Origin of the sequence: Citrobacter cronae (assembly GCF_016893685.1) — a bacterium.
GTDB lineage: Bacteria > Pseudomonadota > Gammaproteobacteria > Enterobacterales > Enterobacteriaceae > Citrobacter > Citrobacter werkmanii.
On sequence record NZ_CP069763.1, the window covers coordinates 727,635 to 741,485 of the forward strand.

General features: G+C 49.3%; 12 protein-coding genes, 1 tRNA gene and 3 rRNA genes (1 of these 16 cut by a window edge). 11 read left to right on the top strand and 5 right to left on the bottom strand.

The annotated features are described in order from the left end of the window. The first annotated feature begins 245 nt into the window (after window positions 1-245). From dusB to JSN25_RS03080, 4 genes are all read left to right on the top strand, one after another. Window positions 246-1,211 carry a tRNA dihydrouridine synthase DusB gene (dusB, locus tag JSN25_RS03065; RefSeq protein WP_038634395.1) on the top strand — a complete coding sequence of 322 codons (966 nt, stop codon included), beginning with the start codon at window positions 246-248 and terminating at the stop codon, window positions 1,209-1,211. 25 nt (window positions 1,212-1,236) lie between these two features. Next, entirely contained in the window at window positions 1,237-1,533 is a 297-nt protein-coding gene (gene fis / locus JSN25_RS03070) for a DNA-binding transcriptional regulator Fis (protein WP_000462905.1), read from the top strand. A gap of 88 nt (window positions 1,534-1,621) precedes the next feature. Continuing rightward, entirely contained in the window at window positions 1,622-2,506 is an 885-nt protein-coding gene (gene yhdJ / locus JSN25_RS03075; protein ID WP_159121490.1) for an adenine-specific DNA-methyltransferase, read from the top strand. A gap of 82 nt (window positions 2,507-2,588) precedes the next feature. Further along, window positions 2,589-2,753 carry a DUF2556 family protein gene (locus JSN25_RS03080; RefSeq protein ID WP_032940702.1) on the top strand — a complete coding sequence of 55 codons (165 nt, stop codon included), beginning with the start codon at window positions 2,589-2,591 and terminating at the stop codon, window positions 2,751-2,753. A gap of 34 nt (window positions 2,754-2,787) precedes the next feature. Here the strand turns inward: JSN25_RS03080 and envR are convergent, their stop codons facing one another. After that, the gene (gene envR, locus JSN25_RS03085) at window positions 2,788-3,444 is read right to left on the bottom strand and encodes an acrEF/envCD operon transcriptional regulator (RefSeq protein ID WP_137350620.1); all 657 of its coding nucleotides are present in this window, start codon (window positions 3,442-3,444) and stop codon (window positions 2,788-2,790) included. Between the two features lie 413 nt (window positions 3,445-3,857). On the opposite strand from envR, the gene JSN25_RS03090 reads away from it, so the two are divergent. The 7 genes from JSN25_RS03090 to JSN25_RS03120 all read left to right on the top strand — a co-directional run bounded on the left by JSN25_RS03090 (window position 3,858) and on the right by JSN25_RS03120 (window position 13,258). Further along, entirely contained in the window at window positions 3,858-5,018 is a 1,161-nt protein-coding gene (locus tag JSN25_RS03090) for an efflux RND transporter periplasmic adaptor subunit (RefSeq protein WP_069324422.1), read from the top strand. An 11-nt stretch (window positions 5,019-5,029) separates the two neighbouring features. Continuing rightward, window positions 5,030-8,143 carry an efflux RND transporter permease subunit gene (locus tag JSN25_RS03095; RefSeq protein WP_085048617.1) on the top strand — a complete coding sequence of 1,038 codons (3,114 nt, stop codon included), beginning with the start codon at window positions 5,030-5,032 and terminating at the stop codon, window positions 8,141-8,143. A gap of 271 nt (window positions 8,144-8,414) precedes the next feature. After that, window positions 8,415-8,636: a lipoprotein gene (locus JSN25_RS03100; RefSeq protein ID WP_003025292.1), complete on the top strand. Its 222-nt coding sequence runs from the start codon at window positions 8,415-8,417 to the stop codon at window positions 8,634-8,636. Window positions 8,637-9,102: 466 nt separating this feature from the next. Then, window positions 9,103-10,128: an amino acid ABC transporter substrate-binding protein gene (locus JSN25_RS03105; RefSeq protein WP_038634415.1), complete on the top strand. Its 1,026-nt coding sequence runs from the start codon at window positions 9,103-9,105 to the stop codon at window positions 10,126-10,128. Between the two features lie 69 nt (window positions 10,129-10,197). Then, window positions 10,198-11,379 (top strand): amino acid ABC transporter permease, encoded by a 1,182-nt coding sequence (locus JSN25_RS03110; protein ID WP_204525434.1) that lies wholly within the window; start codon window positions 10,198-10,200, stop codon window positions 11,377-11,379. 9 nt (window positions 11,380-11,388) lie between these two features. Then, entirely contained in the window at window positions 11,389-12,492 is a 1,104-nt protein-coding gene (locus tag JSN25_RS03115; protein ID WP_038634420.1) for an amino acid ABC transporter permease, read from the top strand. Window positions 12,493-12,499: 7 nt separating this feature from the next. Next, complete coding sequence (locus JSN25_RS03120) at window positions 12,500-13,258, top strand: amino acid ABC transporter ATP-binding protein (protein ID WP_204525435.1); 759 nt, start codon at window positions 12,500-12,502, stop codon at window positions 13,256-13,258. Window positions 13,259-13,361: 103 nt separating this feature from the next. Here the strand turns inward: JSN25_RS03120 and rrf (JSN25_RS03125) are convergent. From rrf (JSN25_RS03125) to JSN25_RS03140, 4 genes are all read right to left on the bottom strand, one after another. Further along, window positions 13,362-13,477 (bottom strand): 5S ribosomal RNA (gene rrf, locus JSN25_RS03125). Between the two features lie 38 nt (window positions 13,478-13,515). Then, window positions 13,516-13,591, bottom strand: a tRNA-Thr gene (locus JSN25_RS03130). Between the two features lie 14 nt (window positions 13,592-13,605). After that, window positions 13,606-13,721: ribosomal RNA gene (rrf, locus tag JSN25_RS03135) — 5S ribosomal RNA — on the bottom strand. Between the two features lie 92 nt (window positions 13,722-13,813). Then, a 23S ribosomal RNA gene (locus JSN25_RS03140) occupies window positions 13,814-13,851 on the bottom strand; it runs 2,867 nt beyond the window's last position.

Genomic DNA, 13,851 nt, shown 5'->3' on the forward strand with positions numbered 1-13,851 from the left:
ATATCTTGTCAGTACCTTCTGTAACTGAAGAAAAAATGAGAAGTTACGCAAAATTATATGCGTATATAAAATCGACACATTTTTGTAATGCCATGATTTATATGATTAAATATTTTCATGAGTTCATATTTACGGCAATTCATTGATCCACCTCAGTGGATTGGTCAAAGTTTGGCCTTTCATCTCGTGCGAAAAATGCGTAATATACGCCGCCTTGCAGTCACAGTATGGTCATTTCTTAACTCATGCGCATCGGACAACACCAGCTCAGAAATCGCCTGATCGCAGCACCTATGGCTGGCATCACTGACAGACCATTCAGGACGCTGTGCTATGAGATGGGAGCCGGATTGACGGTATCCGAGATGATGTCTTCTAACCCGCAGGTTTGGGAAAGCGACAAGTCTCGTTTACGGATGGTGCACGTTGACGAGCCAGGAATTCGCACGGTGCAAATTGCCGGTAGCGATCCTGTTGAGATGGCCGATGCCGCACGTATTAACGTGGAAAGCGGCGCCCAGATTATTGATATCAATATGGGGTGTCCGGCTAAAAAAGTGAATCGCAAGCTCGCAGGTTCAGCCCTCTTGCAGTACCCGGATTTAGTGAAATCAATACTAACCGAGGTCGTCAATGCAGTGGACGTTCCTGTCACACTCAAGATTCGCACCGGCTGGGCTCCGGAACACCGTAACTGCGTAGAGATTGCCCAACTGGCTGAAGACTGTGGCATTCAGGCTCTGACCATTCATGGACGCACCCGCGCCTGTTTGTTCAATGGAGATGCTGAGTACGACAGTATTCGGGCAGTTAAGCAGAAAGTTTCCATTCCGATTATCGCGAATGGCGACATTACTGACCCGCTTAAAGCCAGAGCTGTACTCGACTATACGGGGGCGGATGCCCTGATGATAGGCCGTGCTGCTCAGGGAAGACCCTGGATCTTTCGGGAAATCCAGCATTATCTGGACACTGGGGAGCTGCTGCCCCCGCTGCCACTGGCAGAGGTGAAGCGCTTGCTTTGTGCGCATGTTCGGGAACTGCACGACTTTTATGGTCATGCAAAAGGGTACCGAATTGCGCGTAAACACGTATCCTGGTATCTCCAGGAACACGCTCCGGATGACCAGTTTCGGCGCACATTCAACGCCATTGAAGATTCCAGCGAACAGCTGGCGGCGTTGGAGGCATACTTCGAAAATTTTGCGTAAACAGAAATAAAGAGCTGACAGAACTATGTTCGAACAACGCGTAAATTCTGACGTACTGACCGTTTCTACCGTTAACTCTCAGGACCAGGTAACTCAAAAGCCCCTGCGTGACTCGGTTAAACAGGCACTGAAGAACTATTTTGCTCAATTGAACGGTCAAGACGTTAATGATCTCTATGAGCTGGTACTGGCTGAAGTAGAACAGCCCCTGTTGGACATGGTGATGCAATACACCCGCGGCAACCAGACCCGTGCTGCCCTGATGATGGGCATCAACCGTGGTACGCTGCGTAAAAAACTGAAAAAATACGGCATGAACTGATACTAATCAGTTAAGTGTTTGTTTTAAAAGGCGCTACTCGGCATGGGGAAGCGCCTTTTTTATTAATGTCACACGGGAGGCTTTGGCGATGAACGCAAGAGGTGAACCTGTCTATTTTGGCGATGAATCTAAAAAGATAATCCTGGGTGATGCGCTGACCGAGCTAAAAAAGCTACCCGCTGAAAGCATCGATCTCATTTTTGCCGACCCACCTTATAACATCGGCAAAGACTTTGACGGGATGGTGGAATCCTGGGACGAAGAGACCTTTCTGGCGTGGCTGTTTGAGTGTATCGACGAGTGCCATCGTATTCTCAAACCACACGGTAGCATGTACATCATGAACAGTACGGAGAACATGCCGTACATCGACCTCAAATGTCGCCAGCTTTTTACCATCAAAAGCCGTATCGTGTGGTCATATGATAGCTCAGGGGTACAGGCTAAAAACTACTTTGGTTCGATGTATGAACCTATCCTGATGATGGTAAAAGATCAGAAAAACTACACATTTAACCGTGATGATATTCTGGTTGAAGCCAAAACGGGCGCTAAACGTGCGCTAATAGACTACAGAAAGAATCCGCCCCAGCCTTACAATCAGAAAAAAGTACCTGGCAATGTCTGGGATTTTCCCCGCGTTCGCTATCTGATGGATGAATACGAAAATCACCCCACCCAAAAACCCAAAGCCCTCCTGGAACGGATCATTCTGGCTTCCTCCAACCCGGATGACAAAGTGCTCGATCCGTTTGCCGGCAGCTTTACAACCGGCGCCACCGCAGTCGAATTAGGTCGCAAATTTGTCGGTATTGAAATCAATGCTGAATACGTAAAAATGGGGCTCAGAAGACTGAGTATCGGTTCTCATTTTTCAGAGACTGAACTTGCAAAAGTGAAAAAACGTAAGACAAAAAACCTGTCCAAAAAGAGCCGATTAACGACAAACAGTGGCGATCTTTCGGCAAAGTAAAGGCATTGTAAGTCTGCTTTTCAGCTTACTGATTTCGTGTATATTCCCTGCACGCTTGGGCATGAATACACAGGATTTAGCAATGATTCGCAAGTATTGGTGGCTGGTTGTTTTTGCGGTCTTCGTTTTTCTTTTTGATGCGCTGCTCATCCAGTGGATAGAACTGATGACGACAGAGCACGACAAGTGCCGGAATATGAACTCAGTGAATCCCCTAAAGCTGGTCAACTGCGCCGATCTCGACTAGCACCGTCGACAGCCGTCAGGCCCTGGCGGCTAAACTAGCCAACCTGGTTTTCACTCTGTATTAATTGCATTACACAGCCGTCCGGGCTTAACATTTTTAATACATTGTCAACTAATGCTGGCGCTTGCCCATAAAGATCATAACTCTCTGGATTCATTAGCCAGTTTTTTATTATTCCGCTAAAGCTACCGTGCAAAATAATTATGATGACGTCTAAATCCAGACTGGTGGCAATCAAATTTTCATCTACGCACCGTTGGAGAGAATCGCGAATGCTTTGGTGGCTGAGACCTATTTTATCGCGAATGGCCTGCTCTGATATCATATCTTTATGGAATTCGCATTTATGATATAAAATCTGCATTAATGCCTGCTGGCGAGGGTTCTCCGCAATATATTGTAATCCCACCACAAATTTTTCACGCAACCGCTGTAAAGGGTTATCCCCCCAACGACCAATAAGCCTGTCCTGAATAAGATCGCGTAAGGGAGGTTGTTGTAACCATAGCTCATTAAACAATTGAGTTTTATTTTCGAAATGCCAATAAAGTGCACCCCGCGTCACATTGGCGGCATCCGCTATGTCGTTTAGCGTCGTATTACTTACGCCACGTGCGGCAAACTGTACAATCGCCGTTTCCATCAGGTGCTGTCGCGTTTTGAGGGCATCCGCTTTCGTTTTTCTGGCCATGATTCCGACTATCTGGATTGGAGTAGAGAATGATTAACTTTCTTATCTAATATTTTCTATCTGGAACAAATGTATCACTTAGCGTTTATTTAGACGAGGGCTAAAGTATTTAATTACGGACATTACACACGAATAGATAAAACAAATAACAGAAACCAATATATTCACCAATCAGATGATCATTTCAAGATGTATTTATCAGCATCATAGTGTTGCTATAAATATCACAATGAAACGGTAGCTGATTAATCTTTTTTTGCTTTTATGTGCCGTCAACCCCGCCCATAAATAAGTATTGCTTACATCGCAAGCTAATAATTTGTAGGATAGCCAACTATTATTTTTCTTGTGCGCGTTATCACCTCCGCTGTTACCCGGTTAATAACGAGCGTTCGGTTTTTTAAGGAATAGAAATGACGAAAAATGCCAGGTTTTCACTCCTGCCCTCATTCATCATCATCTCCGCTGCATTACTCGCCGGTTGTAACGATCAGGGAGAAACACAAGCACATCCCGCAGAGCCGCAGGTGACTGTCCATGTCGTCGAAAAGGCCCCTTTAGCCGTGACGACCGAATTACCCGGGCGCACCACAGCATTCCGTATTGCAGAAGTCCGTCCTCAGGTTAGCGGAATTGTACTTAAACGGAATTTCACCGAGGGGAGCGATGTTGAAGCCGGTCAATCGCTTTATCAGATCGATCCAGCGACTTACCAGGCTGACTATGACAGCGCCAAAGGCGAACTGGCAAAGAGCGAAGCGGCCGCCGCTATCGCGCATTTAACGGTAAAACGTTATGTGCCGCTGGTTGGCACTAAGTACATCAGCCAGCAAGAGTACGATCAGGCAATTGCTGATGCCCGCCAGGCTGATGCCTCCGTAATCGCGGCAAAAGCGGCGGTCGAAAGCGCACGTATCAACCTGGCCTACACCAAAGTGACATCGCCCATTAGCGGACGTATCGGTAAATCTAACGTCACCGAAGGCGCATTGGTCACGAATGGTCAGGCAACTGAGCTTGCTACCGTGCAACAGCTCGATCCTATCTATGTCGACGTCACGCAGTCCAGTAACGACTTTATGCGCCTCAAGCAGTCTATTGAACAAGGTAGTCTGCATAAAGACAGCGCCAGCAGTACCGTCGAACTGGTGATGGAAAATGGTCAGGCATATCCGCTGAAAGGCTCATTGCAATTTTCTGATGTGACGGTTGATGAAAGCACCGGATCAATCACTCTCAGAGCCGTATTCCCTAACCCACAGCACACGCTGCTGCCAGGCATGTTTGTGCGCGCGCGCATTGATGAAGGCGTCCAACCGAATGCCATTCTTGTTCCGCAGCAGGGTGTAACGCGCACGCCACGCGGCGATGCCACCGTGATGGTCGTTAACGACAAGAGCCAGGTTGAAGCGCGGACAGTTGTCGCCGCTCAAGCTATTGGTGACAAATGGCTCATCAGCGAAGGTCTGCAACCCGGTGACAAAGTTATCGTGAGCGGCTTACAGAAAGCACGCCCTGGCGTTCAGGTTAAAGCAACCGTCGATACCGAAACCCCTGCGACGAAAGCCCAATAAGGTAACCGGATATGGCTAACTTTTTTATCAGGCGTCCTATCTTTGCTTGGGTACTGGCCATCATTCTGATGATGGCGGGCGCTCTGGCAATCATGCAACTGCCCGTGGCACAGTACCCGACCATCGCGCCCCCTGCCGTATCGATTTCCGCCACCTATCCAGGTGCGGATGCGCAGACGGTGCAGGATACCGTCACGCAGGTTATCGAACAGAATATGAACGGTATCGATAACCTGATGTATATGTCCTCCACCAGCGATTCTGCCGGGAGTGTGACCATCACGCTGACCTTCCAGTCCGGTACCGACCCCGATATCGCGCAAGTTCAGGTGCAAAACAAGCTGCAGCTCGCCACCCCCTTACTGCCGCAAGAAGTTCAGCAGCAGGGGATCAGCGTCGAGAAATCAAGTAGCAGCTTTTTGATGGTCGCGGGTTTCGTTTCTGACAACCCGCAAACCACGCAGGATGATATTTCCGACTACGTCGCCTCGAACGTTAAAGACTCAATCAGCCGTCTGAATGGTGTGGGTGACGTGCAGCTGTTTGGTGCGCAGTACGCTATGCGCATCTGGCTGGATGCAAACTTGTTGAATAAGTACCAGCTCACACCGGTTGATGTGATCAATCAGTTGCAGGTGCAGAACGATCAGATTGCCGCCGGTCAGTTGGGCGGTACGCCTGCGTTGCCTAATCAGCAGCTTAACGCCTCAATCATCGCGCAGACGCGCCTGAAAGATCCTGAAGAATTCGGGAAGGTCACGTTACGCGTCAACAGCGATGGTTCGGTTGTTCACCTGAAGGATGTCGCGCGTATTGAGTTGGGTGGTGAGAACTACAACGTGGTCGCGCGTATTAACGGTAAACCAGCCTCCGGTCTCGGGATCAAACTGGCAACCGGCGCAAACGCGCTGGATACCGCTAACGCTATCAAAGCCAAGCTGGTTGAACTGCAACCGTTCTTCCCGCAGGGAATGAAGGTGGTCTACCCGTATGACACCACGCCGTTCGTCACTATCTCCATTCATGAGGTCGTGAAAACGCTGTTTGAAGCAATCATACTGGTATTCCTCGTGATGTATTTGTTCCTGCAAAACATCCGGGCTACGCTCATTCCAACCATTGCCGTGCCTGTTGTATTGTTGGGCACATTTGCCGTGCTTGCCGCGTTTGGCTACTCCATAAACACCCTGACGATGTTCGGCATGGTACTCGCCATCGGCCTATTGGTTGATGATGCGATAGTGGTGGTGGAAAACGTGGAACGTGTGATGATGGAAGATAATCTGCCGCCCAAAGAGGCGACAGAAAAATCCATGTCACAAATTCAGGGCGCGCTGGTCGGTATCGCCATGGTGCTGTCTGCGGTATTTATCCCGATGGCCTTCTTTGGCGGCTCAACCGGGGCTATCTATCGGCAGTTCTCTATCACCATCGTTTCTGCAATGGCGCTTTCAGTGCTGGTAGCGCTGATCCTGACTCCCGCGCTTTGTGCAACGCTGTTGAAGCCGGTATCAGCTGAACATCACGAGAATAAAAGCGGTTTCTTTGGCTGGTTTAATGCCAAATTCGATCACAGCGTCAATCATTACACCAATAGCGTCAGCGGTATTGTGCGTAAAACCGGGCGTTACCTGGTCGTCTACCTGGTTATCGTGATTGGGATGGCGGTGTTGTTTATGCGCCTTCCAACCTCCTTCTTGCCAGAAGAAGATCAGGGCGTATTCCTGACGATGATTCAGCTTCCGGCCGGCGCAACACAAGAGCGAACCCAGAAAGTGCTGGATCAGGTTACCCACTACTACCTGAATAACGAGAAAGCCAACGTCGAAAGCGTCTTTACGGTTAACGGCTTTAGCTTCAGCGGACAGGGGCAAAACTCAGGGATGGCGTTTGTCAGCCTCAAGCCCTGGGAAGAACGCAGTGGCGACGAGAATAACGTTGAATCGATTATCGCCAGAGCAACCCGCGCGTTTAGCCAGATTCGTGATGGCTTAGTGTTCCCTTTCAACATGCCAGCCATTGTTGAACTGGGTACCGCAACCGGCTTCGACTTCGAACTGATTGACCAGGGCGGGCTGGGACATACCGCGTTAACGCAAGCACGTAACCAACTTTTGGGCATGGTTGCTAAACATCCTGACCTGTTGGTTCGCGTGCGTCCAAATGGTCTCGAGGATACCGCGCAGTTCAAACTGGATGTTGATCAGGAAAAAGCCCAGGCCCTTGGCGTCTCGCTGTCCGATATTAATGAAACCATCTCCGCTGCGCTGGGTGGCTATTACGTCAATGACTTCATAGACCGTGGCCGCGTGAAAAAAGTGTACGTACAGGCCGATGCCAAATTCCGTATGTTGCCGGAAGACATCAATAATCTGTATGTTCGTAGTGCCAATGGCGAAATGGTACCGTTCTCCACGTTCAGTTCCGCACATTGGATCTACGGATCACCACGTCTGGAACGTTACAACGGCATGCCTTCAATGGAACTGTTAGGGGAAGCGGCCCCAGGCCGAAGCACCGGTGAAGCGATGGCGCTGATGGAAAGTCTGGCTGAGAAACTGCCTAACGGTATCGGCCATGACTGGACGGGTATGTCCTATCAGGAACGACTCTCGGGGAACCAGGCGCCTGCGCTGTATGCCATCTCGCTCATCGTTGTCTTCCTTTGCCTTGCCGCATTGTATGAGAGTTGGTCAATTCCGTTCTCGGTGATGCTGGTTGTACCGCTTGGCGTGGTTGGCGCACTGTTAGCAGCATCGCTACGTGGGATGAATAACGACGTGTATTTCCAGGTTGGGTTGCTAACCACTATCGGTCTCTCGGCTAAAAACGCCATCTTGATCGTCGAGTTTGCCAAAGACCTGATGGATAAAGAGGGCAAAGGACTGATCGAAGCGACGTTGGAGGCATCCCGCATGCGTCTTCGCCCTATCCTGATGACCTCTCTGGCCTTCATTTTGGGGGTTATGCCTCTGGTTATCAGCCACGGTGCGGGTAGCGGTGCGCAGAATGCGGTCGGTACAGGTGTAATGGGGGGAATGCTAACCGCAACATTGTTGGCGATCTTCTTTGTTCCCGTCTTCTTTGTTGTCGTCAGACGGCGTTTTAGTCGGCACACTGATTAATTTGTAAAATAAAGGCGTCTACGGACGCCTTTTTCATCAGTACACTCTCTCTTTGTTTATTAATAAGATAGCCATTTATTTCATTTAAGTCGTTCCTTCAAACCCACCCGCAACCTTTCTTTTTATCCATTATTTTTACAATCCACATGAATTGAGATTATTCCTCCTGTCAGTCTTTTTTTAAGAAGTGGTAAAATAATGACCGAGTTCGCAGATGGCTTAGCGTTTGTCTTTGCTCAATTAGCGAAACGCTTATTTTTGAGGTAACATCATGAAAAGATTAATATCCGTTGCATTGCTTACCGCGTTTCTTGCCGGTTGTGCACACGATTCTCCCTGCGTACCTGTATACGACGATCAGGGACGCCTGGTTCATACCAATACCTGTATGAAAGGCACCACGCAGGATAACTGGGAAACAGCCGGTGCCATCGCCGGTGGCGCAGCCGCCGTTGCCGGATTGACGCTTGGGATAGTTGCCCTGACCAAATAACTCTTCTTAAAGGTTTTAAAGCGCGGTGGTTACCGCGCTTTTAGCAATAAAATAAAATTCACATATAAGACAAAACGTTGGTTTATAGCTCTTACTGAATAATAAAATTATTATAGATATCCCTCACATATCCACGACTTGAAATTAGCATTTTTCCTGTTTTTTGTTACACCGCGTTTTCTTTTCATTATTCTCACGCGATTAATATTAACGTCCGAAATCGTTATCACGCGTCCTGTCTGATTTTAAAATTTTTGCGCTGAAATGTGGCTTACGTTTCAATTTTGCACCACTTCAGGGCGCTGCATTTATTTTTTCCTGTCTACACTCTGCATATTGCGCCGAATAATCGTGCGCAAAAACCTGGCACTACCTTTGCTTAAAAGAGTATGGCCAAAGCCACAGACCGGTAAAAGACGTTTTCAGAACGTTTTCATAACAATAATTCCTCCACACAGGATGCTCTATGAAAAAGATGATAATAGCCAGCCTGGCTGCGGCCGGCGTGCTCCTTGCGATTGCAAATCAGGCGCATGCCGGCGCAACACTTGATGCCGTAAAGAAAAAAGGGTTTGTGCAATGCGGGATCAGTGACGGGTTGCCTGGCTTCTCTTACGCCGATGCGAGCGGTAAATTTTCAGGTATTGATGTCGACGTATGCCGAGGCGTTGCCTCCGCCGTATTTGGTGATGATACCAAAGTAAAATATACCCCACTCACCGCCAAGGAACGTTTTACCGCGTTACAGTCTGGCGAAGTCGATATGCTCTCGCGTAATACCACATGGACCTCCTCTCGTGATGCAGGTATGGGCATGTCTTTCACTGGCGTAACCTATTACGATGGCATTGGTTTTCTTACCCACAATAAAGCCGGCCTGAAGAGCGCCAAAGAACTGGATGGCGCAACGGTGTGTATTCAGGCAGGAACCGATACCGAACTGAACGTGGCTGACTACTTTAAAGCCAACAATATGAAGTACACCCCTGTCACTTTTGACCGCTCGGATGAATCGGCTAAGGCACTGGAATCAGGACGTTGCGATACGCTGGCCTCCGACCAGTCGCAGTTGTACGCCCTGCGAATCAAGCTGAGCAATCCTGCAGAATGGATTGTCCTGCCAGAAGTTATTTCTAAAGAACCCTTAGGTCCGGTTGTACGTCGTGGCGACGATGAATGGTTCTCCATTGTTCGCTGGACGCTATTCGCCATGCTGAATGCGGAAGAGATGGGTGTTAACTCGAAAAACGTTGACGAAAAAGCGGCTAATCCTGCAACGCCGGATATGGCGCATCTGTTAGGTAAAGAAGGGGATTATGGTAAGGATCTGAAGCTTGATAACAAATGGGCTTATAACATTATTAAGCAAGTAGGTAACTACTCGGAGATCTTTGAACGTAACGTTGGATCGGAAAGTCCATTGAAGATCAAACGTGGACAGAACAACCTCTGGAACAACGGTGGCATTCAATATGCGCCACCGGTGCGCTAATGCAACGTGATGTAACGGGCGCCGCAGTTGCGGCGCTCAGCCCAGAGTCATTGTTACCGAGGTTTTCTTATGCTTCATCGCCGCTCAACCGTAAAAGGATCGCTATCCTTTTCTAACCCTGCGGTCCGCGCCTGGTTATTCCAAATACTCGCCGTCATTGCGGTCATTAGCATTGTGGTCTATCTCATTCATAACACGATTAATAACCTGAGCAGTCGCGGTATTACCTCGGGATTTTCTTTTCTCGATCGCAGCGCCGGATTTGGTATCGTCCAGCATCTGATTGATTACGAGCAAGGCGATACCTATGGCCGCGTGTTCCTGGTCGGTCTGCTTAATACTCTGTTAGTTTCCGCACTATGTATCGTCTTCGCTTCATTTCTCGGTTTCTTTCTCGGGCTGGCACGCCTGTCAGATAACTGGTTATTGCGAAAGCTCTCCACGGTCTATATCGAAACGTTCCGCAATATCCCACCGCTATTGCAGATCTTCTTTTGGTATTTTGCCGTATTACGTAACCTGCCCGGCCCACGTCAGGCGGTTAACACGCTGGATTTAATGTTTCTGAGCAACCGGGGGCTGTATATTCCGGCGCCGCAAATGGGAGAAGGTCTTTTTGCCTTTTGTACCGCGGTCCTTATTGCCGCCGTTGTCACCTTCGGGCTATTCCGTTTCAACAGAATGCACCAGATAAAAACCGGTCAGTTACGCCGTACCTGGCCCACAGCTCTGGCGTTGATCGTGTTCTTACCAATGATTTCACAGTGGTTTTTTGGCGCGGCACTTCACTGGGATATCCCCGAACTACGCGGTTTTAACTTTCGTGGCGGCATGGTGCTTATACCTGAACTGGCGGCTCTGACGCTGGCGCTTTCAGTGTATACCTCAGCGTTTATTGCAGAAATTATTCGGGCAGGAATTCAGGCTGTTCCTTATGGCCAACATGAGGCAGCACGCTCTCTGGGTTTGCCAAATCCGGTGACGCTCCGCCAGGTCATCATCCCGCAGGCGCTGCGCGTCATTATTCCTCCACTAACCAGTCAGTACCTGAATATCGTTAAGAATTCATCGCTCGCTGCCGCCATTGGCTACCCGGATATGGTTTCCCTATTTGCCGGCACGGTACTCAATCAAACGGGACAAGCCATTGAAACTATTGCCATCACGATGTCGGTGTACCTGATCATCAGCCTGAGCATTTCTCTACTGATGAATATTTATAACCGTCGTATCGCACTGATCGAGCGCTAAGGAGCCATGATGACAAAAGCACTACTGTCTCACCCCTCGCGCCAGAGCAGTAACCCGGCAAGCCGCTGTCTGTTCTGGGTTCGCAAAAACCTGTTCTCCAGTTGGTCAAATAGCCTGCTCACGCTGCTATGCGTGTGGCTAATTTGGTCCTTCCTTCCACCGCTGTTGAACTGGGTATTTTTTCAGGCCAACTGGGTAGGCTCTACCCGAGCTGACTGTACCAAAGCGGGGGCCTGCTGGGTGTTCATTCATGAACGCTTCGGACAATTCATGTATGGACTTTACCCACACGATCAGCGCTGGCGCATTAATCTGGCCCTGCTGATTGGCCTGGTCTCAATCGTTCCCATGTTCTGGAAAACCATTCCCCACCGTGGTCGTTATATCGCCGTTTGGGCAGTCGTTTATCCTTTGGTGGTCTGGTGGTTGATGTACGGTGGTTTTTTCGGGCTTGAGCGAGTAGAAACCCGGCAGTGGGGCGGGTTAACGCTGACGCTTATCATCGCATCCGTCGGTATTGCGGGTGCGCTCCCGTGGGGGATTCTACTGGCATTGGGGCGTCGTTCCCATATGCCCGTCGTGCGGATTTTATCCGTGATTTTTATTGAGTTCTGGCGCGGCGTACCGTTGATCACCGTCCTGTTTATGTCCTCTGTCATGCTGCCTCTGTTTATGTCTGAGGGGACCAGTATCGACAAGCTTATCCGGGCACTGGTCGGTGTCATTCTTTTCCAGTCAGCCTATGTTGCAGAGGTGGTTCGTGGGGGATTACAGGCCTTGCCAAAAGGTCAGTATGAAGCGGCTGAATCACTGGCTCTGGGGTACTGGAAAACCCAAGGGTTGGTCATTCTTCCCCAAGCCCTCAAGCTGGTTATTCCTGGTTTGGTTAATACGATTATTGCCCTGTTCAAGGATACCAGTCTGGTCATCATCATCGGCCTGTTTGATCTCTTCAGCAGCGTGCAACAAGCAACCGTGGATCCTGCATGGCTGGGTATGTCGACGGAAGGATATGTTTTTGCCGCACTGATTTACTGGATCTTTTGTTTCAGTATGTCGCGTTACAGCCAACATCTGGAAAAACGTTTTAATACCGGGCGTACACCGCACTGAGGAATTTATGAACCAATTATTAAGGCCGTCTACCGACGCGATGATTACGCTGGAAAACGTCAACAAATGGTACGGACAATTCCACGTTTTGAAAAACATCAATCTGCAGGTAAAACAAGGAGAGCGTATCGTCTTATGCGGTCCTTCCGGCTCGGGTAAATCGACAACTATCCGTTGTATTAACCATCTGGAAGAGCATCAGCAAGGACGTATTGTGGTGGATGGGATTGAACTCAATGAAGACATTCGCAATATTGAGCGCGTCAGGCAGGAAGTTGGCATGGTCTTTCAACACTTCAATCTCTTTCCTCATCTGACGGTTTTGCAAAACTGTACGCTGGCGCCAATCTGGGTGCAAAAGATGCCGAAAAAAGAGGCTGAAGTGTTGGCAATGCACTACCTTGAGCGAGTTCGCATTGCTGAACATGCGCATAAATATCCAGGGCAAATCTCTGGCGGGCAACAGCAGCGTGTGGCCATTGCACGTTCGTTATGTATGAAACCTAAAATTATGTTGTTTGATGAACCCACATCAGCGCTGGATCCTGAAATGGTGAAAGAGGTGCTTGATACCATGATCGGTCTGGCGCAATCGGGTATGACTATGCTGTGCGTTACCCATGAAATGGGATTTGCCCGCACAGTGGCCGACCGGGTGATCTTTATGGATCTTGGCGAGATTGTAGAGCAGGCGCCACCGGATGAGTTTTTTGCCAATCCCAGGTCAGAACGTACGCGGGCATTCCTGTCGCAGGTGATTCATTAATCTTCTGTTTTGCCCGGTGGCCTGCGCTTACCGGGCCTACGGGTTAGCAAGAAACATAACGCAAAAAGGCCATCCTTTCGGATGGCCTTTTCACTTATTTGATGTCTGGCAGTTCCCTACTCTCGCATGGGGAGACCCCACACTACCATCGGCGCTACGGCGTTTCACTTCTGAGTTCGGCATGGGGTCAGGTGGGACCACCGCGCTACAGCCGCCAGACAAATTCTTTTCTAAGTGCCGAACTTTAACCGAAAAACTGGTGCTGATACCCAGAGTCGAACTGGGGACCTCACCCTTACCAAGGGTGCGCTCTACCAACTGAGCCATATCAGCACACTAAATTTGATGCCTGGCAGTTCCCTACTCTCGCATGGGGAGACCCCACACTACCATCGGCGCTACGGCGTTTCACTTCTGAGTTCGGCATGGGGTCAGGTGGGACCACCGCGCTACAGCCGCCAGGCAAATTCTGTTTATTAACCCGCTTTTCGCCGGTTAATNTTATCTGTATCAGGCTGAAAATCTGTCTCTTCGCCAAAACACCTTCGGCGTTGTAAGGTTAAGCCTCACGGTTCATTAGTATCGGTTAGCTC